Genomic DNA, 21,493 nt, shown 5'->3' with positions numbered 1-21,493 from the left:
TCTTGGCCAGACGAAAGCAGGTCTTGATGCCGGAACCGATCGAGTATCTGCGTCGGGGCGGAGCAAGCGTCGTCATTACGGTAAGCGATGACCGGCTTCCGCGAATCTTGCACTGGGGACAGGACCTCGGAGCACTGGAGGGCGAGGATCTCCTGCTGCTCGAGAAATGCAGCCTTCCTGCCTTGGGAGACACGGTCATCTACGCTCCGCAGCCTGTCCCGGTGATTCCGCAACTGGCGGAAGCCTGGCTCGGTCGCCCCGGGTTGACGGGGAGTCGTGACGGCGCCGCGTGGGCCCCGCTGTTCACCCTGGTGGATCTGACCCGGGAGAATTCCGAGGAGTCGTCGAGACTCGTCGTCCACGCCAGGGACGAGGCATCCGATCTCCGCCTGTCGATCGAATTCGAGCTGCTCGATACCGGGCTTCTGCGGGTGCGGTCGACGCTCGCCAACGACGGGGACCCCTACCGCGTGGATTCCTGGGATCACGCCCTGCCCGTCCCTTCGCAGGCAGTCGAGGTCATGGACCTCACGGGCCGTTGGACCCGGGAGCGCGCTCCCCAGCGCCAGGGCTTCGACGTCGGCCTATGGACGAGAGAGTCTCGCGGGGGCAAGCCGGGCTTCGAGGCGCCGACGCTCATGATCGCCGGCGAGCAGGGTTTCGGATTCGAGGCGGGCGAGGTCTGGGGTGTACACCTCGGCTGGAGCGGCAACCAGCAGCTGAGCGCAGAGCGCACTCCCGCCGGCACGCGGCTTCTCCGCGGCGGCGAGCTGCTCCACCCCGACGAGCTGGTGATCGGTCGCGGCGAGAGCGTGACCTCACCGTGGCTGTACGGAAGCTGGGGCCACGGCCTCGACGCGATGTCCGACAGATTCCACCGTCACATCCGCTCCCAGCCTGGATACCGGCGTGAACCGCGCCCTGTCCTCGTGAACACGTGGGAGGCGGTGTACTTCGAGCACGACGAGGACCGCCTGCGCACGATGGCCGACGAAGCCGCAGCGCTCGGCGTCGAGCGGTTCGTCCTCGACGACGGCTGGTTCCTCGGCCGCCGGCACGATCGTGCGGGGCTCGGCGACTGGGTGGTCGATCCCGCCGTGTGGAGCCACGGACTGAAGCCGCTCGCCGATCACGTCCATGCGCTGGGCATGCAGTTCGGACTGTGGTTCGAGCCCGAGATGATCAACCTCGACTCGGAGCTCGCCCGTCAGCATCCCGAATGGGTCTTCGATGCCGGGCACGGCGTAGGTCTGCCCTCCCGGCATCAGCACGTGCTCGACCTGGGTCATCCGGGGGCGTTCGATCACGTCGCGTCGCAGATGAGCAAGGTCATCGCCGACGTCGGGGTCGACTTCGTGAAATGGGACCACAATCGGTCCCTGCTCGACGCAGGCCACGCCCCGACCGGCCGAGCGGGGGTGCGCGAGCACACGCTGGCGGTGTACCGGCTGTTCGATCTACTGCGCGCGCGCTTCCCGCAGCTCGAGATCGAGTCGTGTGCAAGCGGCGGCGGGCGCATCGATCTCGGAATCCTGGAGCGCGTCGATCGGGTCTGGGCATCGGACTGCAGCGATCCGCACGAGCGCGCGGACATCAACCGCTGGACGTCGCTGCTCGTCCCGCCCGAGCTGATCGGCACGCACATCGGACAGGAGACCGCCTACGCCACCGGCCGGGCCGCCTCGTTGAATCACCGCGCGGCAGTGGCTTCGCTTTGGCAGCTCGGCATCGAGGTCGATCTCGACGAGAGCACGATGCCCGACCTCCGGCGCTGGATCGACTTCCACAAGCGCTGGCGCGCCGTGATCGCGACCGGTCGAGTCGTCAGGGCAGACCTCGCCGAGGCGGCTCGACTCGACGGCGTGGTGGGGACGGATGCCGCATTGTTCCTCTATCACGTGCGTTCTCGCCCCGCGGGCTGGCCGACAGGCCGCCTGCGCCTGCCGGGCCTCGAGGCCGACCGAAGGTACCGCGTCCGTCTCGCCGATGTCACCGCCGACCTCCCGCCGGCGCAGACGCCGCCGTGGGTCGAGCAGGGTGATGTCATCCTCAGCGGGCGCGTCCTCAGCGAGGTCGGCCTGGAGGCTCCGAGCGTCGACGTCGATGTACCGCTGATCTTCGAGGTGACGGCGGTCGGGTGACCGAGACGATGCCCCGCCGAGCGATGAGCTCAGCGGGGCATCTGCCTGCGCTTCCGGCTAGTAGCCGTGAACCTGGAACTCCGAGATGTTCGGCTGCCTTCCGAAGCCGGACGAGTCGGTCTGGGTGGCAGTGATCAGCAGCCTGACCTTCTGCGCGGAGACCTTGTCGAACGAGTGCGACTTGGACGGCGTGATCGTCGTGCCGGTCACGATGTCTACCCAGGTCGTGCCGTTGTAGTACTGCACCTTGTACCCGGTCGTGCGGTTGAGGTGTTCGCTGATCACGACCTTATGAACGCTCTTGACCGAACCGAGGTCCATCTCGAGCCACTCGTTCTCGCCGGTCGTGGACTGCGGCGCCCAGCGGGTGCTGAGGCTGCCGTCCTTGGCATGAGCCGCGGTGTAGCTCGAGTTGTATTCGCTCGAAGCGGTCGCCGTCGCGGTCGGAGACTGATTGACCACCTGCGGCGTCTCGCTCAGTGCGTACACCTCGAACTCGGTGATGTTGGGCTGTCGCCCACCGAAGACCGAGGTGGTGGTGGTGATCAGCAGCCTGACCTTCTGTGCGGTGACGGTGGCGAATGTGTGGGTCTTCGTTGCGCCGATCGTCGTTCCGGTCACGATGTCGATCCAGTTCGTCCCGTCGTAGTACTGGACCTTATGTCCGGTGGTGCGGGTCAGGTTCTCCTTGAGAACGACTTGGCTGAAGCTCTTGGGCGATCCGAAGTCGAGCTCGACCCACTCATTCTCGCCCGTTGTCGAAAGCGGCGCCCAGGATGTTCCGGTGCTGCCGTCCTTCACTTTGGGAGATGAGAACGTCGCGTTGTAGTCACTGGACGAGGACGTGGTGGTCGCTGCCGGCACCGCGAGATTGGCCGAGGTCTGCATCGAGGTGCGATAGATCTGAACCTCCGACAGCCCGTTGTTGGCGGTGTCGCTTCCGGTGACCTGGAACTTCACCCAGCTCACGGTTTTGTCGGGGAACACGACCTCCTTCGCACTTCCGTCGTTCGGGATCCCGGTGACGGCGATCGAGCTGCCGTCGCTGAAGGTCAGCGTGCCAGCCTTACTCCACGCGAGCGAGTGAGGGCGGTCGTAGAGGACGATCTTGTTGATCGCGCGTGCAGCCGAGTAATCGAATCGGATCCACGGGTTGGTCTCGTTGAGCGATGCCCACTCCCCGACGGCGTGCTCGCCGATGATGCCGTCCAGCGTGTTCGTCGCCGGATAACCCGGATATGTGGACGAGACGGTCACAGTGGGCGAAGCAACGTGGAACGCCTGGAACTCCGCGAGCCCAGTCGTGCCTCCGCTGCTGGTCGTCGTCGTGAACTTGACCCATCTGACGGTCTTGTCAGGGAAGGTGATCTCCTTCGCCGAGCCGTCGTTCGGGATCCCGGCGACGTTGATGAAACTGCCGTCACTGAATGAGAGCGTGCCGGTCTGGGTCCACGCGGCCGGGTGCATACGGTCATGCAGCACGATCTGGTTGATCGTACGGTCGGTGTCCCAGTCGAGCTTGATCCATGGCAACGGATCGTTCGACGCGGACGCCCACTCGCCGTAGCCGTGATAGCCGACGAAGCCGTCCGCTGCCGAGCTCGGCCGGTAGATCTGGTTCTGCGTGGAGAAGTACGAGGATGCCGTGACCGTCGCCTCGGTCTCGAACCCTTGAGCGATCTTGGGCGGTTTAGGAGTGCGGATGTTGATGTAGTCCGACCAGTCACTCGTTCCCGCCGCATTCTTGACCCGGATGGCGTAGTAGTGTCCGGAGTCCGGTGACACGGATTGGACATAACTGGTTGCCGTGGTGCTGGTCTTCGAACCATTGACGTAGAGCTCGTAGAGCGTCGCACCGTACGAGGGGTTCCACGAGAGCGTCACCGAGGTGGGGCTGGTCGCCGTCGCCGTGAAACCAGTGGGCATCCTCGGAACTGTCGCGAGCGTGCCGCTGGGTGCGAATGTGAGGGTCGACAGGCTGCTCCAGCCGCTCGTGCCGGCCGCATTCTTCGCCCGCACCCGGTAGGTGTGCGACGAGTTCGCCACCAGATCACGATGCGGATACGGCATGGACGCGTTGGTGACGACTGTCCCATCGATTTCGAGGTCGTAGCCCGTCGCGCCCGGAACGAGGTTCCACGTGATGTCGGTCTCGTCGGTCTCAGTCACGGTGCTGGTCAGCCCGCCCGGCGTCGCCGGCGCAGCGGGACTGACCGGCGCGACGGCCTCGATCTCGAAATCGACCGGTCCGTTGTGGTTGATCGTGAGCACGTACTCGTCGGTCGCGGCATCGTACGTCTCGGAGTAGGTGAACCCGTTGTCGCCCGTGATGTTCAGCGTGGGCTCGCCCCCGTTGTCTTCGCCGTTGACTTTGATCACCGTGGTCCGCAGCGCGTTGTCGTTCGGGTTCTCGGCGTTCTGGGTGATCCAAACGCGCGTGGAGTCATGGGTGAACGCGGTGGGCGGGTCGTAGAGCGGGTCCTTGTCCACCCGGTAGTTGTTCAAGTGCACCTTGAACCCGGTAGTCGACTCGGTGATCGCCGCGAACGTGTGCGGCCCCGCGGCGATCGAGAAGTACCCGCTGGTATTCGTCTGCGGCTTGAGCACGGACTTCTGGCTGATGTTGGTGTCTTCGCTGGAGTTCATCCAGTACCAGGTCGCGCCGTTGCGCAGCGCGAACGTGTCGCTGTAGAGCGTCTCGCTCGGGTACAGGTTCTCGAAGTACTCCATCGACTTCGGGCTGGTTTCCACCGCGGGGAAGGCCGCCAGCTCGGTCGCGTTCAGATTCGTCGGCACCAACGGCGTGATGCCGAACCGGCCCGTGTTGCCGTACAGGTTGGAGTGCTGCGAGGTGTCCGGCGGGACGTATGCCAGACGGCCCTGATAAGTCATCTTCGTCTTGGCCAGCACGTCCGCACGTGACGGGATCGGCACATCCTGATCGATTATCTTGCGGAACAGCGGCAGCAGCACGTGCCGATACGTTGCCGTCTGAACCCCGGACCCGACCATCGAGTAGAAGTTCGCCTCCGGAGCGAACACGGCGCCGCCCGAGCTCGCGACGCGAAGCACATCCATGCCGTACATCGCCTCGGGGTAGGTCAAGATCTGCTTCCACGCACCCGCTGCTACGGCGCCGCGGGTGAAAAGCTTCCCGTTCGTGTCGATCTGCCAATGCCACCAGTCCGTTGCCGTGCCCCAGTTGCCGGCGAGACCACTAAGCCACATACCCAGGAACAGCCCGTCCGTGTTCCTCGAGCCGTTCGACTGCTTCTGCATCACAATGACGTTGTCTTTGTGCGCGCGCATCGCGGCGATCAGGTCGGGGTTGCCCTGCACCCAGTCAAGGACTGTGCCATTCGAGGTGCCCAAGATGTTGGTGTCGGTCCAGACCAGGTACATCCCGTGCTCAGCCGACAGCTCGATCAAGTCAGCGAGATACTGCGACTGGTTGCCGCCCTCCTCGCCGTACCACGCGATCGAGTTGTACAACTCCGCGGCGTGGAACCCCAGCAGGCTGTTGTACTGAGCCGCCAGCCCATCCAGGTAGCTCACCGGAACGACGTTGTTCGCACCCGTCTCGCCGTTGACCATCTGCACGATGCACTGAGCGCCCGCGGTCTCACACTCGTCCAGCCGGTCCTCGATCCACTGCCGGGTGCCTGCACCGTCTCTCACACCATCGCCGGGCACCAACATGAGCGCCGTGTACGGCTGCACATCGGCCGGGATGGCAGCCCACTGCTGTGCGACCGTTCCGGGCTCGTTGTAGTAGTGGTTCATGATCATGAGCGGGTGCTCGCGATCCACGATCTGCCTCATTGCCACCGGTTCCTCCGCTTTCGCGGCCGTGGAAACAGCGGGCACCAGGGCCGCGACCAGCACGGCCGCCAGTATTCCCGCGGCTGACTTTCGGTACTTCGTCATACCGAGCACATCCTTTCCAGGATCAGGCAGAAGCAGCACGCCCGGCTGGCACAGCGTGATTCCGGAATGGCTGCTCGAACCCTGGACTCGCCGCCTCCCGTGCTCATGACAGCTCCGTCATGAGCGAGATAGGCACAGAGAGACATGGGCCTGCACCAATGTGAAGGGGTATAATTAAACCCTATTTACTTATAAATTACTGCATCGTCCGTCTCCACCACAAGAGCGACTTGTCGTAAACCGCGGTCACGGTCGGGGCGGCGGCCCGACCTCGCCCTCGACCGCGCGAATGCTCCAACCAGCGGACGTGCTCGCACCCGGCTTCAGCACCGCGAGTCCGAGCGTCGAGTTCAGCGCATCCGGGGGGCAGGTCATCGGCTCGACCGCAACGCCCCGGCGGTATCCTTCGCCGTCGGCGGCGTCGGACGTGTAGACCTGGGCCCAGCCGACCCGCTCGTCCCACTCGATCTCTGCTCCGACCCCATCGGCCGTCACGGTCACACGGGCGAGACCGCGATCGTCGCGCGCGAAGGCGGAGTACGCATTGTTGATCGCCTGCTGCCCCACGCGTCGCGACGAACGGAAGTCGAAGGCGGCGTGCTCGTGGTCGGCAACGTGCACCACATCTGTCGGGAGCAGTCGGTCCGGCGAGACGAGCAGGATCTCTTCTGCGGGAACATGGAGCACCCAGCCGTCGATCGCGCGGCGGGACGGCGCGTCCGCGACCAGGTACGGATGGGCACCGACGCCGAACGGAGCATCGGTGTCGCTCTCGTTCGTGGCCACGACCTCCTGGTGCAGCCCGTCCTCCGAGAGCCGGAGCGCGGTGTCGACGCGCACGCGCCAGGGATATCCGGGCTGAGGCTCGATCGTGGCGGACAGCATCGCGGAATCCGCCCGCACCTCGACGACACGGAAGTCCAGCCCCGCGACCAGTCCGTGCGCGGCATTGCCCGTCTGGGGCTCATTCACCGGGAGACGATGGATGCCTCCACCGAACTCGTACCGGCCGTCCGCTGTGCGGTTCGTCCACGGGGCGAGAAGCGCCCCGCTCATGGCGGGGCGCTCCTCGTCGGCGGCGAACGGAACGACGAGATCCCGCCCCTCGAACCGCAGGCGGCGAAGCGACGCGCCGATACTCGCGATATCGGCTTCGTACGAGCCGGACCGCAGGCCGACCTGGGCGCCGGAGACCGGAGACACCGACATCAGTCGACGTCGGGGAGGTCTTCGCGACGGAACAGGAGCATCTCCGGAAGGCTCGTCGCGAAGTAGTCCGTCTCACCGTCGTCCCGTCGGGCGACCGGAGGAACGTACGCCGCGCGAGCCTCGCCGAGCGACGCGGGAGGGTCGGCGGGAGGCATCCCGAGCGCCGCCAGTGTCTCGTCCCACGCGGCGAGCGCCTCACCCTCACCACCCTCCCAGGGGTGGAACGTGCGCGTCGTCAGGATCCGCAACGCTGAGGAGGCGTCGCGTTCGGCGACCAGCAACCGGACGTAGGCGATGGTGAAGTCGTCCCGCTCGAGGACGAGATGCTCGACCGGACGGAGGCGGGACAGCCGCTCAGCGGACGTGTCGCCGAGTCTGATCGCGAGCTGATCCAGCTCGTACCGCAGCCTCGGGTCGTCGGGTGCGAGTTCGATCGCTCGTTCGTACAGCGCCCGCGCCTTGTCGTCGTCGTGTTCTATGTTGTACGCGGCCAGACCGGCGTTGCGCAGGAGCACCGGCGACTCGGCCCCGGCTTCGATGGCGGCGTTCCAGTCCGCCACCGCGGCCCGCCGTCGGCCCTGCGCATAGTGGAGCATCCCTCGCAGCGACCGTGCGGTGACGTCGGCAGGGTTTGCGGCGAGTGCCGCGTTCAGAGCATCGAGAGCCTCCAGGCCGTGCGGAAAGGCCCACGTCGCGTCGGCGTGCTGTGCGGCGAGGCGCTGGGCCGAGGCATCCGTCCCCCTTCCCACTTCATCGAGCAGCGCGGCGGCGAGATAGTGAGCGGTGGGGCCGACGTTCCCCGACCCGGTCGCGGGGGCCGACGCGACGTCCGCCAGCAGCTCCAGGGCTGCGTCGGTCTCGCCGGCATCGCGGAGGTCGAGGGCGATGTCGAGGAGCAGTCCGGCGTCACCGTCGATGCGAGCCCCCGACAGGAAGCGCAGGGTGGCATCGAGCGGATCTATCGTCAGCGCCCGGTCGATCACCTCGGCCGCCTGGACCCGCTCGCCGAGCCGGCGCAGCAGGATCGCCCGCAGCGCCGGACGCCGCGCGTCGTAGCCGGCAGTGCGGTCGAGATCGTCCAGCACGCGAAGGCTCGCGCGCACGCGGCCGCGGTGAGCGAGCGACTGCGCGAGAGCGAATCCCGCGGGCGCCGCCCAGCGGGCGTCCCAGCCGGCCTTGCCCCACGCCTGCTCCGCCTCTTCGCGGCGACCGAGTCGAGCGAGGACGAGTCCGCGAAGGTAGAACGCTTCCGCGTCGAGAGGGTTCGCATTGCGGCGGGTGAGCCGCGCGAGCGCGAGATCGATGCGACCGAGCGCTCGGACGTAGTGACCCGCACGGTACTCGCGGTCGGCGAGAGCCAGATTCGTGCGCACGTCTCCCGAGTCGAGGTCGAGCGCGGCCTCCCAGTACGGAAGCGGCGACCGCGTCGGGTGACGGTACTGGCTCAGGTGAAGGCCGGTGAGGTAGAGCTCCTCGACCGAGGCGATGGCCGCGGGCGCCGGCGGCTCCTCGGCGACCCACGGCTCCTCGTCGTCACGGGCGATCAGGTGCCAGCCGACGAGCAGGCGCCCTCGGTGGTCGCGCAGCTGCACCTCGAGGTCTCCCTCGGTCTCGACCTCGGCCGTCAGGGCCAGCGTCGTCCCCGGAACCAGGTCGGCGGTGCGCGTCGCGACCACCTCTCCGGCGCGGAGGATCGACAGCGTTGCAGCCTGCTGGCGAGCCGTCACGGCGGAGCGCACCTCGAGCCGACCGGGCGCCCGCCCGACATGAAGCGCTGCATCTGTCGTCGCCTGGTGCGCCGGACCGATGTCGGGGATCGGATACCAGTACTGACTGAACTCCTTCGTCTCGCCGGGCATGAGCCAGCTGAAGTCGGGCTGGTTGTCGGTGTAGACACCGGCCATCAGCTCGACGTACGGGCCGTCTCCGTCGGTCAGCTGCGCGTCCCACGCGTGGCCGAACGGGGCGTTGCCCCAGGTCCACTGCTTCTTTCCGGGAGAGATGCGCCGCTCGGCCCAATGCACGAATCCAGCCCCGGCCGCGTGGTCGTAACCGCCGAAGAAGTCCTCTTGCGAGTCGACGATCATGTACGACGTCGGGACGGGGATGTTCCGGTACCAGTCGATCCGATCGGCACCCGGTCGCTCCGCCGCCAGCGCGGCGTAGTCGACCCCGTAGTAGGGCCGGTCGGCAGCGGGGAAGGCCGACAGGGCGCGCCGCGCGTGGTCGGCGACGTAGCGGACGTCCTCGGGGAAGAACGACTGGTAGTCATCGTGTACGCGTGCCGCGACGTTCGCCCACCACAGGAAGGTCTGCCGTTCCTTGGTGCGGTTGTGCAGGCGGACGACGAGTTCGACGAGGCTGCTGTCGGGGCGGATCCGCACCCCGTGCTGGCCCGACATGCGGGCGAACGGATCGTGGTCGTGGCACCACACCGTCACGCTGCCGTCGTCGGCTGTCTCGATCGTCGTCTCGACGGGGAGATAGGTGGCGGGACGATGGTGCTGCGGCCAGTTGAACTCGACGCCGCCGCTGATCCAGGGGCCGGCGAGGCCGACGAGCGCCGGCTTGATGACGTTGTTGCGATAGAAGAAGTCGTAGTCGGTGGTCTTGTCGTAGCCGATGTGGATGCGACCCCCCAGCTCGGGCAGCACCACGAGCCGAAGGTAGCGGTTCTCGAGGTGAACCGCTCGCCATTCCCGCGGAGCGCCGGCCTCGGCGACGGCTTCGGTGAAGGGGAGCGGATAGACCGCGCCACTCGACCCCTGATACACGCGCTGATCCAGGAACATCGGGTAGGGGCTCGGCACGGCGGCTTCGTAGGTGTGGACGGAGAGCGGCTGCTCCCAGGCGACGGCGCCGCCGGCATCCAAGGCCTCGGCCAGAGCGGACGGCGGCGCGGGGAGCGAGATCTTCGGGCTCGTCCCACCGACCTCGGCCGCAGGAGCCGGCATCCCACGGGCGGGCTGTTCAGTGATCATGGCGATTCCCTTCTGTGCGGCGGGGCACCGTTTGCAGGACGACCGGCTCACACCGTCGGCGACACTACGGGGCGCAGGACCGCGGGAGTATGGTGGATTCGAGGAAGAGCATGGACAAAACGACGGATCTCGCACCCCATTACCGATCGGACGGCTTCCCCAACCAGCGGCTGTGCGTCGTCCCCCGCCCTCAGGTGGAACAAGCCCTGTCGCGGCCGGTCACGCGGCGCGTCACGGTCACGGATGTCGGGCACTTCCCGCGTGCCATCGGCCACCGGATGACACGCGCTCACGGAATCGAGGAGACGATCGTCCTGCTGTGCACCGCGGGCTCAGGCACCGTCCGAATCGGCGGCGAGGACTTCGCGCTCACACCGTCGACCGCGGCCGTCATCCCTGCCCGCACGGCGCATCAGTACGAGGCATCCGGAGCCAATCCATGGACGATCTGGTGGGCGCACGTGCGAGGGACAGATGCCGCGGACCTCACCGCTCCTCTCGCCACCCTGCGGCGCGCGACTCCGGTCCGCTCGCTGGACCGGCTGGTCGCCCTCTTCGACGAGCTGACCACCCTCCTCGAGCGGCGGCTCACGCCAGTGCAATTGACGGTCGCATCGGGCACGGCGTCACACCTGCTCACGCTTCTCGCCGCGGATAGTGCGCTTCCCACCGACGGCTCCGCGCTCGAACGGGCGATGCGCTATCTCGAAGCACGCGTCGACGGGACGATCAGCGTCGGCGAGATCGCCGCGCTCGTCGGGGTGTCGCCCTCCCATCTGAGCGCGCTGTTCCGGTCGGCGACGGGGAGCGGCCCGGGCGCCTTCCACACGTCGCTGCGGATGGCGCGCGCCCGCACGCTGCTCGACACGACGCGGTCGTCGATCGGCGAGGTGGCCGCGGCGGTGGGATACGCGGACCCGCTGTACTTCTCGCGCCACTTCCGCCGCATCCACGGCATGAGCCCTTCCGCCTACCGGGACGCGCACAAAGCCTGAGGTCGGCGGCCGAGAGCGGGGAAGCCAGCTCGAGGTGCGTGGCGGGTGCCCAGCGTCGCTTACCGTGAAGATCCACTGTGGTCGGTTCCTCGCGATGCCATGATGAGTTTTAAATTCGGTTTTTAAACCCTGTTTTCCACGGCGACTCCGGTACGACGCTGTGCCCAACGGGAGTCTGCGGCCGCTTCTGATCCCTCGGAAGGATGTCCACGGTATGACGAAGTACCGAAAGACGGGCGCAGGAGTCCTGGCGGCGACATCGGTCGCCGCTATGTTCTCCTTCGTGCCCGCCGCCGCGCACGCGGATGACCCGGTCCCCATGAGACAGGTTGTCGACAAAGACGGGACCCTTAGAAGACCTTTTGATCGGGCATTTCCCCGAATCGCCAGCACGTGAAGTGGCACGATGTGGCACGAGTCCGATGGCACGACGAACCCGAATTCCGGATGCTGAGCCACCCCGCTCTCCCCTACAAGGTGGGCGCGTGCCACCGCCGTGCCACACCGAACGGCCATTCCTGTTCATTGCTGTCCTCCTCTGTCTCTCGAGAGAAGGCACAAGAGAGGCCCGAATCCGCAGAATCCTGCGAATCCGGGCCTCTGACCAGCCGTTTCGGGCCGGAGTCAGAATCGGGAGATCAGAAGTCCCAGTCGTCGTCCTCGGTCGCGACGGCCTTGCCGATGACATACGACGAACCAGACCCCGAGAAGAAGTCGTGGTTCTCGTCGGCGTTCGGCGACAGGGCCGACAGGATCGCCGGGTTCACATTCGTGACGGTCGAGGGGAACATCGCCTCGTAGCCCAGGTTCATCAGAGCCTTGTTGGCGTTGTAGTGCAGGAACTTCTTGACGTCCTCGGTCAGGCCGATGCCGTCGTAGAGATCCTGCGTGTACTGCACCTCGTTGTCGTAGAGCTCGTAGAGGAGCGAGAACGTGTAGTCCTTCAGCTCGTCGCGCTGCGCTTCGCCGAGCTGCTCGAGTCCCTTCTGGAACTTGTAGCCGATGTAGTAGCCGTGCACGGCCTCGTCGCGGATGATGAGGCGGATGATGTCGGCGGTGTTCGTCAGCTTCGCCTTCGACGACCAGTACAGCGGCAGGTAGAAGCCGGAGTAGAAGAGGAACGACTCCAGCAGCGTCGAGGCGACCTTGCGCTTGAGGGGCTCGTCGCCGCGGTAGTAGTCCATGACGATGTGCGCCTTCTTCTGAAGGTTCTCGTTCTCGACGGACCACCGGAACGCGTCGTCGATCTCGGGCGTCGAGCACAGGGTCGAGAAGATCGACGAGTAGCTCTTCGCGTGCACCGACTCCATGAACGCGATGTTCGTGTAGACGGCCTCCTCGTGCGGCGTGATCGCGTCGGGGATGAGCGACACGGCGCCGACGGTGCCCTGGATCGTGTCGAGGAGCGTGAGCCCTGTGAACACGCGCATCGTCGTCTGCTGCTCCTCGGGCGTGAGGGTCGCCCACGACTGCACGTCGTTCGAGAGGGGAACCTTCTCGGGCAGCCAGAAGTTGTTGACGAGACGGTTCCAGACCTCGAGGTCCTTGTCGTCCTGGATGCGGTTCCAGTTGATCGCCTGCACCTGGCCGAGCAGCTGCAGCTTGGGTGAATTCATGTCAGTCCTTGATCGCGGTCGTCGAGCCAGTGGAGGCGCAGCGGCTCAGAGCATGCACGAGACGCACTGGTCGAGCTCGGTGCCCTCGAGCGCCATCTGACGCAGGCGGATGTAGTAGATCGTCTTGATGCCCTTGCGCCATGCGTAGATCTGGGCCTTGTTGATGTCGCGCGTGGTCGCCGTGTCCTTGAAGAACAGCGTGAGCGACAGGCCCTGGTCGACGTGCTGCGTCGCGGCGGCGTACGTGTCGATGACCTTCTCGTAGCCGATCTCGTACGCGTCCTCGTAGTACTCGAGGTTCTCGTTCGTCATGAACGGCGCCGGGTAGTAGACGCGGCCGATCTTGCCTTCCTTGCGGATCTCGATCTTCGACGCGATCGGGTGGATCGAGCTCGTCGAATTGTTGATGTACGAGATCGAGCCGGTCGGGGGCACGGCCTGCAGGTTCTGGTTGTAGATGCCGTGCTCCTGGATCGACGCCTTCAGCGCACGCCAGTCGTCCTGCGTCGGGATCGGGATGCCGGCGAAGAGCTCCTTCGTCTTCTCGGTCTGGGGCTCCCACGCCTGGTCGATGTACTTGTCGAAGAACTCGCCCGACGCGTAGGTCGAGTCGGCGAAGCCGTCGAAGGCCTGACCGCGCTCGATCGCGATGCGGTTCGATGCCCGCAGCGCGTGGAACAGCACCGTGTAGAAGTAGATGTTGGTGAAGTCGAGACCCTCTTCGGACCCGTACCGCACGTGCTCGCGAGCGAGGTATCCGTGCAGGTTCATCTGGCCGAGGCCGATCGCGTGCGAACGGTCGTTGCCGTCCTCGATCGAGCGCACCGAGGCGATGTGGCTCTGGTTGCTCACCGCGGTCAGGGCGCGGATCGCCGTCTCGACCGTCTGGCCGAGGTCGCCGCCGTCCATCGCCAGAGCGATGTTCATCGAGCCGAGGTTGCAGGAGATGTCCTTGCCGATCTCGGCGTACGAGAGGTCTTCGTTGTACGTCGTGGGCGTGTTCACCTGCAGGATCTCGCTGCAGAGGTTGGACATGTTGATGCGCCCCTTGATCGGGTTCGCCTTGTTCACCGTGTCCTCGAACATGATGTACGGGTAACCCGACTCGAACTGGATCTCGGCGAGCGTCTGGAAGAACTCCCGCGCGTTGATCTTCGTCTTCTTGATGCGCGCGTCATCCACCATCTCGCGGTACTTCTCGGTGACCGAGATGTCGCCGAAGGGCACGCCGTACACCTTCTCGACGTCGTACGGCGAGAAGAGGTACATGTCCTCGTCGTTCTTGGCCAGCTCGAAGGTGATGTCGGGGATGACGACACCGAGCGAGAGCGTCTTGATGCGGATCTTCTCGTCGGCGTTCTCGCGCTTCGTGTCGAGGAAGCGGAGGATGTCGGGGTGGTGCGCCGAGAGGTACACGGCGCCGGCGCCCTGGCGCGCGCCGAGCTGGTTGGCGTAGCTGAAGCTGTCTTCGAGGAGCTTCATGACGGGGATGATCCCCGACGACTGGTTCTCGATCTGCTTGATCGGCGCGCCGGCCTCTCGGATGTTCGAGAGCAGGAGTGCGACGCCGCCGCCGCGCTTGGAGAGCTGCAGCGCCGAGTTGATGCCGCGGGCGATCGACTCCATGTTGTCTTCGATGCGCAGCAGGAAGCACGACACGAGCTCGCCGCGCTGCGCCTTGCCGGTGTTGAGGAACGTCGGCGTCGCGGGCTGGAAGCGGCCCGAGATTATCTCGTCGACGAGCGCCGTCGCGAGCTCCTGGTCACCGTCGGCGAGGCCGAGCGCCGTCATGACGACGCGGTCCTCGAACCGCTCGAGGTAGCGCTTGCCGTCGAAGGTCTTGAGCGTGTAGCTCGTGTAGTACTTGAACGCGCCGAGGAACGTGTCGAAGCGGAACTTCTTGCCGTACGCCCGGTCATTGAGCTGCTGGATGAATTCGAACGGGTACTTCGCGAGCACCTCGGGCTCGTAGTACTCCTTCTCGACGAGGTAGTCGAGGCGCTCCTTGAGCGAGTGGAAGAAGACGGTGTTCTGGTTGACGTGCTGCAGGAAGTACTCGCGGGCAGCGCGGCGGTCGGCGTCGAACTGGATCTTCCCGTCCGGGCCGTAGAGGTTGAGCATCGCGTTGAGGGCGTGATAGTCGAGCCCCTCGAAACGCGGATCCGTCTTGAAGTCGGTCTCTTTCAGTGCTGCTTCCACCATCGTTCCAATCCGTCGCTCACGCGATCCACATCTTCTGGCGTGCCGAATACCTCTAGCCGGTACAAGTGGGGCACAGAACACTTGCGGCTGATGATGTCGCCGGCGAGGCAGAAGGCGTCGCCGAAGTTGGTGTTGCCCGCGGAGATGACTCCGCGGAGGTGAGCGCGGTTGCGCTCGTCGTTGAGGAACCGGATCACCTGCTTGGGCACGGCGCCCTTCTCCTCGCCCCGACCCTGGCCACCCCCGTACGTGGGAGTGACCAGGACGAACGGCTCATCGACGACGAGCGAAGGCTCACCGGAGTGAAGGGGAATCCGAACGGAGGGAAGTCCGAGCTTCTCGATGAAGCGCGCGGTGTTGCCCGACACGCTCGAGAAGTAGACGAGCAGAGGCGCGGATGTTGCTACGGCGCTCATGATTCTCCCTTCTCCGAGCGCAGATCCCGACGGGGCCCTGAGCTCCGCGAAGGGGTCAGGCCAGACGGGCGGCGAGCTCGTCGATCTTGTCGGGACGGAAGCCCGACCAGTGGTCTTCGTCGGTGATGACGACGGGCGCCTGCAGGTACCCGAGGGCCTTCACCTGCTCGAGCGCGGCGGGGTCTTGAGAGAGGTCGTGGACCTCGTATTCGATGCCCTTCGAGTCGAGCGCGCGGTAAGTCGCGTTGCACTGCACACAGGCGGGCTTCGTATAGACCGTGATCGCCATGAGTATCTGTTCTCCCCTCACATCCGGTGTTCTGACCGGCGGTCCCCCCACCGGGATCCCAATACTACATATGGGTACCGACATTGGATAGCACCACAAGGGCTAGTAGTTACATCCGTGTAGTTTTCCACCGTTCTCAACATGTACAACACAGCTTCTCCACCGTTTCATCCACAGGCGGCGAGATTCTCCCGAACCTGTAAAACGCCTGGATCACGCTGATTTCGGATGCCTCGGCCACATCCATCCACAGGTTCGGACGCTACGCCTGCCCACCGACATGGATTCGGCTGTGGACGGTCGTGTCGGCGTGTCGCGGACGCGCTCGGCGTGTCGCACCCCACCCCTCCCGTCGCACCGCCGCGACCCCCCGCGATAGCGTGGAGGGATGGCCGGGTACCGCGAACTGCTGCGCACACCCGGCGTCGCCCGCATCATCGCGGCGCAGCTGACGGCGCGCTTCCCGAACGGGATGACAAGCCTGGCGATCCTGCTCCACATCGAGCAGGTGACGGGCTCCTACGGGCAGGCGGGACTCGTCCTCGCGGCGACCTCGGTGGGCCAGGCGATCGCCGGCCCCGTCACCAGCAGATGGATGGGCATCTGGGGCATGCGCCGCGTGCTCACGACGACCCTCGTGATCTGCGCCGCGGCGATCACAGCGCTCGCGCTCCTCCAGCTCCCTCTGCCGGGCTACATGGCCCTCGGTCTCGTCGCGGGCCTCTCGACGCCGCCGATCCAGTCCGCCGTGCGCACGATCTACCCCAAGATGGTCAACTCGCGCCAGCTCACGCCGCTGTTCTCGCTGGACGCGTCGCTGCAGGAGATCATCTGGATCATCGCGCCGGTGCTCATCACCTTCGTCGCGACCCAGGTGGGCACGGTGCAGGCGCTCCTCCTCATCGTCGTGATCCTCATCGGCGGCGGTGCGTGGTTCATCCTCTCCCCCGAGGTCGGCCGCGTGCGCATCCCCCGCAGCCGCCGCAGTATCGGCAAGGTGCTCGGCAAACCTGCCGTGCTCCTCGCCACGGTCACCGGCTTCCTCCTGATCGGCGCGTGTGCCGCCGTCGAGGCCGGTGTGGTCGCGTCGTTCGGCCACGGCGGACTGGAAGCCGGGATCGTCCTCGCCGTCTTCTCGATCGGCAGCCTCGCCGGAGGTCTCACCTTCGGCCACATCCCGATCGGCCCGTGGGCGATGGCGCGCCGCTTCGGCATCGTGGCGGCCGGTCTCGTGCTCACGACGTTCTCGCTCAACGTCTTCTGGCTCGGCGGATCGCTCGTCATCGCGGGCATCGGCATCGCACCCGCCCTCGCGGTCATGTTCGCCATGACCTCGGCGAGCGTGAAGTTCAGCGAGACGGCCGAGTCCTTCGGATGGATCGCGACCGGCCAGCTCATCGGCGCCGCCGCCGGCTCGGCGATCGCCGGGTTCCTCATCGACGGCACCGGCCCGCAGGGCGCTTACTGGGCGGCTGCATCCTTCGCCGTCGTGGGGTTCCTAGTCTCGGCGGTCTTCGTCCGCTCGTTCCCCGACCTCCGGGGTCGCGATGCGAGCCCCATCCCCGACACGGAGCCCGTGCCCACCATCACGTGAGCGAAGGAGCCGGCGCGCTCACTCCAGATGGCGCAGCAGCTGCAGCACGGCCAGGGCGTACGCGTCGGCCGGCTCGGGATGCTCGAAGACGGAGCGCACTCCCCCGACCTCGATCTCGACCTGGTGCGTGTCGGGCAGTCGCCGGAGCGACTTGAACGCGCCCCGAAGCATCTCGCGCAGCTGGTCCTCCCCCGGGAGCCACAGCGCATCCTCGAGCGCCACCGAGTCGAGGGCCCATTCCGTCGTGCCGTTGAAGGCGAGGATCTTGCCCGTCGGGTACTCCCGCGGTTCGATCGTCATCTCGCTGACGGTGAAGATGTCGGCCTCGAACTCGGGCTCGTCGAGCTGGAACCGGTCGCCCGAGCGCGGGTGCCAGATCAGCCCCGCATCCCTCAGGGCGACGGCCAGTTCCGTGGAGATCATGCCCTCCATCCTCTCGCGTGCGAAGCGCCTCGGGGCCGCCCATATGCTGGGCGCATGCCTGCTCCCGTGACCCTTCCGACGCTGTCCTGGGGCGACCCCTCGTCCTCGCGCCACGCTCTCCTCGCCCACGGTCTCGGATCCAACGGCGCCCTCATGTGGCGCTACGGCGTGGCGCTCGCCGACGCCGGCTGGCACGCCGTCGCGGTCGACCTGCGCGGACACGGCACCGCTCCGCGTGCGCTCGACTACTCGATCGACGCGTACGCCGCCGATCTGCGGGTCGCGGTCCCCGCCGGCCGCGACCACTGGGACCTCGTCGTCGCGCACTCCCTCGGCGGCGCAGCGGCGACCCGCGCGGCGGCCGACCACTTCGGCTGGACCCGCCGCCTCATCCTCATCGATCCCGCCATCCACCTCGGCGACCACGACCGCGACATCGTGCGCGAGTCGCAGGAGCGCTCGTTCGCCGACCCGACCGTCGCCGCGGTCCGCGCCGAGCACCCGACCTGGCACGAGCAGGACGTCGAGCTGAAGGCCCTCTCCGCCCAGCAGGCGAGCCGATGGGCGGTCGAGCAGACCAGCACCCAGAATGCCCAGTGGGATGTCCGGGATGCCGCGGCCCACCTGCTGGTGCCCACCCACATCATCGCGTCCGACCCGCAGGTCTACTCGATCTTCAAGGGCCGGCTCGTCGAGGAGGTGCGGAAGAACCCGCACGTCACCGTCTCGGTCGTCAAGGGTGCGGGCCACTCGCCGCACCGCGACAAGCCGGAGGAGACGATCGCCGAGTTCCTGCGGGTCGTCCACGGCTGACGCGCCGGGCCGCGGCATCCACTCCTCTCCTGCACGACTCTTCTACTGCACCACGTGCTCGACGCCCTGGCCCACGTCGATCACGACCCCCACATAGCTCGGGATGGCCTTCGCCAGATCGTCCTTGAGCTGTTCGATCGGCGGGATGCCGCCGTCGTCGGTGGTGACGTCGAGCGTCGCGGTGATGCCGTCCCAGTCGACGTCGTAGACACGGGAGCCCGGCTCGTCCTTCAGCCACGTCACCGCGGTCTGCTGGATCGCGACCGACCAGCGCGCGAGCGCGATCGTCACGATCGAGTTCGCTGCGAGGGGCACGGCCACGATCAGCGCGAGCACCGTCACCACGATGTACGCACGCCGCCGGTTGGCCTCTCGGGACGATCCCGGCTCGCGCGCGTAGCCGGCCAGCGTGAAGACGATGCTCCCCGCGATGACGAGGGCCAGCACATTCGAGAGGAACAGCACGAACGCTCCCAGCGCGTCGCCCCACTCGCCTTGGCCCGCGCACACGCCGACGACGCCGAGCGGCGGCACGAGCGAGATCGCGATGGCGACTCCCGGAAGCACGGCGCTGAGATCCTTGCGGCACATCGCGAAGCCGCCCGCGAAGCCCGTCGCGAGGGCCGCGACCAGGTCCATGAGGCTCGGCGAAGTGCGACCCAGCACCTGCGAGTTCGTCGCGAGGCTCTCGGGCGTCGCGACGAACAGCGAGAAGAAGAGCCCGAGGACGACCACGATGACCACTCCGGAAAGCACCCACAGGATCGAGCGGACCACGAGGCTCAGGTGTCCGGTCACGAGGCCGTGCGCGATCCCGAGGATCGGCGTCCCGAGCGGGGCGATGATCATCGCGCCGATGACGGTGGCCGTGGAGTCGGTCAGCACACCCGCGATCGCGATCAGGCCTGCGAGCGTCAGCATGATGAGGAAGCCCGTGCGTTTGCCGGCCACGTCGCCGTAGCCGAGGTCCAGCGCGTCGTCGAGCGCCTCGACCGGCTGCCGCTGCGACGGCGGGATGAGCGTCTGCATGATGCGCCCCATGGTGCTCATGATCCAGCCCGGGCGCCTCGGGTAGTGGCGTGCCACGCCGCGAGCCGCTCCGGTGGGGCTCCGGGGCGCTTGATCGAGCTCGGCGCGACGGCGCCCGGACGACCCGCGCGTCCGGGACGCCGGTCCACAATGGACGGGTGAGCGAGACGCCGTTCGACCCGACCGTCATCCTTCCCGATGAGCTGCTCGACCGCTTCCGCGAGCGCGCCGCCGTGCACGATCGCGAGAACACGTTCCCCGTCGACGACCTGGAGGACCTGACGGCGGCGGGATACCTCGCCATCCTCGTGCCGACAGCGCTCGGCGGAGCGGGGCTCGGGCTGGCCGAGGCATCCGTCCTCCAGCAGCGCCTCGCGGGCGCGGCCCCCGCGACGGCCCTCTCGATCAACATGCACCTCGTCTGGACGGGCGTCGCGAAGGTGCTCGCCGATCGCGGCGTCGACTCGCTGCGGTTCGTGCAGGAGGGCGCCGCCGCGGGCGAGGTCTTCGCCTTCGGCATCAGCGAGGCCGGGAACGATCTCGTGCTCTTCGGAAGCAACACGGATGCCGCGCCCGCCCCGGACGGCTCGTACGCGTTCACCGGCACGAAGATCTTCACGTCGCTCGCACCCGTCTGGACGCAGCTCGGCCTCCACGGTCTCGACACGACGAGCCCGGACGGACCGAAGATGGTCTACGCCTTCGTGGAGCGCTCGGACGCCGTCGTGACGCGCGACGACTGGGACACCCTCGGCATGCGCGGCACCCAGAGCCGCACGACCGAGCTGCACGGAGCGGTGGCGCCTGCCGACCGCGTCGTGCGGCGCATCGACCCCGGCCCGAATCCCGATCCGATCGTCTTCGGCATCTTCAGCGTGTTCGAGCTGCTCCTCGCATCGGTGTACACCGGCATCGCCCGGCGCGCGCTCGACGTCGCCGTCGCGACGGCCAAGAAGCGCACGTCGAAGCGAACGGGCACGGCCTACAGCCAGGACCCGGACATCCGGTGGCGGATCGCCGACATGGCCCTCGCATACGACGCGCTCCCGTCGCAGCTCGCCTCGCTCTGCCGTGACGTCGACGACCGCGTCGACCACGGCGCCCGCTGGTTCTCGCTGCTGTCGGGCATCAAGCACCGCGCCGTCACCATGGCGAAGTCCGTCGTCGACGACGCGGTCCTCGTCGCGGGCGGCTCGTCGTACTTCTCGGGCTCCGAGCTCAGCCGCCTCTATCGCGATGTGCTCGCCGGCCTCTTCCACCCGTCCGACCCGGAGTCGGCGCACTCGACCGTCGCGACGGCGTGGCTCGGACCGGTCGAGAGCTGAGCTTCGGATCGAGCAGGATTCGAGAAGCGGCGGGGACGCGGCATCCGTAACGTTGCCGGCATGAGCACTGCAGAACGCAACACGAAGTCCGGGTTCTCCGCCGACGAGCGCGCCGCGATGCGGGCCCGCGCCGCCGAGCTGAAGGCGGAAGCACGCAAGGGCAAGAGCCCCGAGGAGAAGGCGGCGATCGACCGCCAGGAGCTCGTCGACGCCATCGCCGGCATGAACGACAGCGATCGGGCGATCGCGCAGGGCATCGACGACATCGTCCGGTCCGAAGCCCCGCAGCTCGCCTCGAAGACCTGGTACGGCTTCCCCGCGTATACACGCGACGGCAAGGTCGTGCTGTTCTTCAAGCCCGCAGGCAAGTTCAAGGACCGGTACGCGACCCTTGGATTCGAATCCGCCGCGCAGCTCGACGACGGTCAGATGTGGCCGACCTCGTACGCGATCCTGTCCCTCACCAAGGCCGACGAGAAGCGCATCGCCGATCTCGTGCGCCGCGCCGCGGGCTGACACGACGCACGCGCAAC

The 21,493-nt window shown here is 66.9% G+C and carries 15 protein-coding genes; 6 read left to right on the top strand and 9 right to left on the bottom strand.

Features of this window, described 5'->3' with window-relative positions; translation table 11 throughout:
* Nucleotides 1–26 precede the first annotated feature (26 nt).
* Nucleotides 27–2,141 carry an alpha-galactosidase gene (locus tag G5T42_RS12020; RefSeq protein WP_165128824.1) on the top strand — a complete coding sequence of 705 codons (2,115 nt, stop codon included), beginning with the start codon at nucleotides 27–29 and terminating at the stop codon, nucleotides 2,139–2,141.
* 57 nt (nucleotides 2,142–2,198) lie between these two features.
* Here the strand turns inward: G5T42_RS12020 and G5T42_RS12015 are convergent, their stop codons facing one another.
* From G5T42_RS12015 to G5T42_RS12005, 3 genes are all read right to left on the bottom strand, one after another.
* Entirely contained in the window at nucleotides 2,199–6,068 is a 3,870-nt protein-coding gene (locus G5T42_RS12015; protein ID WP_165128822.1) for a discoidin domain-containing protein, read from the bottom strand.
* A gap of 246 nt (nucleotides 6,069–6,314) precedes the next feature.
* On the bottom strand, nucleotides 6,315–7,277 hold the full coding sequence (locus tag G5T42_RS12010) for an aldose 1-epimerase family protein (RefSeq protein WP_165128820.1): 963 nt from the start codon (nucleotides 7,275–7,277) through the stop codon (nucleotides 6,315–6,317).
* Nucleotides 7,277–10,258 (bottom strand): DUF5107 domain-containing protein, encoded by a 2,982-nt coding sequence (locus G5T42_RS12005; protein ID WP_165128818.1) that lies wholly within the window; start codon nucleotides 10,256–10,258, stop codon nucleotides 7,277–7,279. Before G5T42_RS12005 ends, G5T42_RS12010 begins: the two co-directional genes overlap by 1 nt.
* Before the next feature lie 110 nt (nucleotides 10,259–10,368).
* Between G5T42_RS12005 and G5T42_RS12000 the strand changes: the two genes are divergently transcribed.
* Nucleotides 10,369–11,253: an AraC family transcriptional regulator gene (locus G5T42_RS12000; protein ID WP_165128816.1), complete on the top strand. Its 885-nt coding sequence runs from the start codon at nucleotides 10,369–10,371 to the stop codon at nucleotides 11,251–11,253.
* Between the two features lie 638 nt (nucleotides 11,254–11,891).
* Here G5T42_RS12000 and nrdF read toward each other — a convergent pair.
* From nrdF to nrdH, 4 genes are read right to left on the bottom strand one after another with little or no spacing between them, the layout of a single operon-like run.
* Entirely contained in the window at nucleotides 11,892–12,869 is a 978-nt protein-coding gene (nrdF, locus tag G5T42_RS11995; RefSeq protein WP_165128814.1) for a class 1b ribonucleoside-diphosphate reductase subunit beta, read from the bottom strand.
* A 45-nt stretch (nucleotides 12,870–12,914) separates the two neighbouring features.
* Nucleotides 12,915–15,071, bottom strand: coding sequence for a class 1b ribonucleoside-diphosphate reductase subunit alpha (nrdE, locus tag G5T42_RS11990; protein WP_165128812.1), 2,157 nt, complete (start codon nucleotides 15,069–15,071; stop codon nucleotides 12,915–12,917).
* Complete coding sequence (gene nrdI / locus G5T42_RS11985; RefSeq protein WP_165128810.1) at nucleotides 15,053–15,487, bottom strand: class Ib ribonucleoside-diphosphate reductase assembly flavoprotein NrdI; 435 nt, start codon at nucleotides 15,485–15,487, stop codon at nucleotides 15,053–15,055. The genes nrdE and nrdI overlap by 19 nt, the downstream gene beginning before the upstream one ends.
* Before the next feature lie 55 nt (nucleotides 15,488–15,542).
* The gene (nrdH, locus tag G5T42_RS11980) at nucleotides 15,543–15,776 is read right to left on the bottom strand and encodes a glutaredoxin-like protein NrdH (protein WP_165128808.1); all 234 of its coding nucleotides are present in this window, start codon (nucleotides 15,774–15,776) and stop codon (nucleotides 15,543–15,545) included.
* Nucleotides 15,777–16,164: 388 nt separating this feature from the next.
* Here nrdH and G5T42_RS11975 point away from each other — a divergent pair, with 388 nt between their 5' ends.
* Entirely contained in the window at nucleotides 16,165–17,370 is a 1,206-nt protein-coding gene (locus G5T42_RS11975; protein ID WP_165128806.1) for an MFS transporter, read from the top strand.
* Nucleotides 17,371–17,388: 18 nt separating this feature from the next.
* On the opposite strand, the gene G5T42_RS11970 is transcribed toward G5T42_RS11975, so the two are convergent.
* Nucleotides 17,389–17,793 (bottom strand): pilus assembly protein CpaE, encoded by a 405-nt coding sequence (locus G5T42_RS11970; RefSeq protein ID WP_165128804.1) that lies wholly within the window; start codon nucleotides 17,791–17,793, stop codon nucleotides 17,389–17,391.
* A 54-nt stretch (nucleotides 17,794–17,847) separates the two neighbouring features.
* On the opposite strand from G5T42_RS11970, the gene G5T42_RS11965 reads away from it, so the two are divergent.
* Nucleotides 17,848–18,606 (top strand): alpha/beta hydrolase, encoded by a 759-nt coding sequence (locus G5T42_RS11965; RefSeq protein ID WP_165128802.1) that lies wholly within the window; start codon nucleotides 17,848–17,850, stop codon nucleotides 18,604–18,606.
* Between the two features lie 42 nt (nucleotides 18,607–18,648).
* Here the strand turns inward: G5T42_RS11965 and G5T42_RS11960 are convergent, their stop codons facing one another.
* Nucleotides 18,649–19,656 (bottom strand): TIGR00341 family protein, encoded by a 1,008-nt coding sequence (locus tag G5T42_RS11960; protein WP_165128800.1) that lies wholly within the window; start codon nucleotides 19,654–19,656, stop codon nucleotides 18,649–18,651.
* Nucleotides 19,657–19,793: 137 nt separating this feature from the next.
* On the opposite strand from G5T42_RS11960, the gene G5T42_RS11955 reads away from it, so the two are divergent.
* Nucleotides 19,794–20,960 (top strand): acyl-CoA dehydrogenase family protein, encoded by a 1,167-nt coding sequence (locus tag G5T42_RS11955; RefSeq protein WP_165128798.1) that lies wholly within the window; start codon nucleotides 19,794–19,796, stop codon nucleotides 20,958–20,960.
* Nucleotides 20,961–21,020: 60 nt separating this feature from the next.
* Complete coding sequence (locus G5T42_RS11950) at nucleotides 21,021–21,476, top strand: DUF1801 domain-containing protein (RefSeq protein WP_165128796.1); 456 nt, start codon at nucleotides 21,021–21,023, stop codon at nucleotides 21,474–21,476.
* Nucleotides 21,477–21,493 lie beyond the last annotated feature (17 nt).

Source organism: Microbacterium sp. 4R-513 (genome assembly GCF_011046485.1).
In the GTDB taxonomy this organism is placed as follows: Bacteria; Actinomycetota; Actinomycetes; order Actinomycetales; family Microbacteriaceae; genus Microbacterium.
The sequence above is the reverse complement of the archived record's forward strand: the minus strand, read 5'-3'. Positions and strand labels throughout refer to the sequence as shown.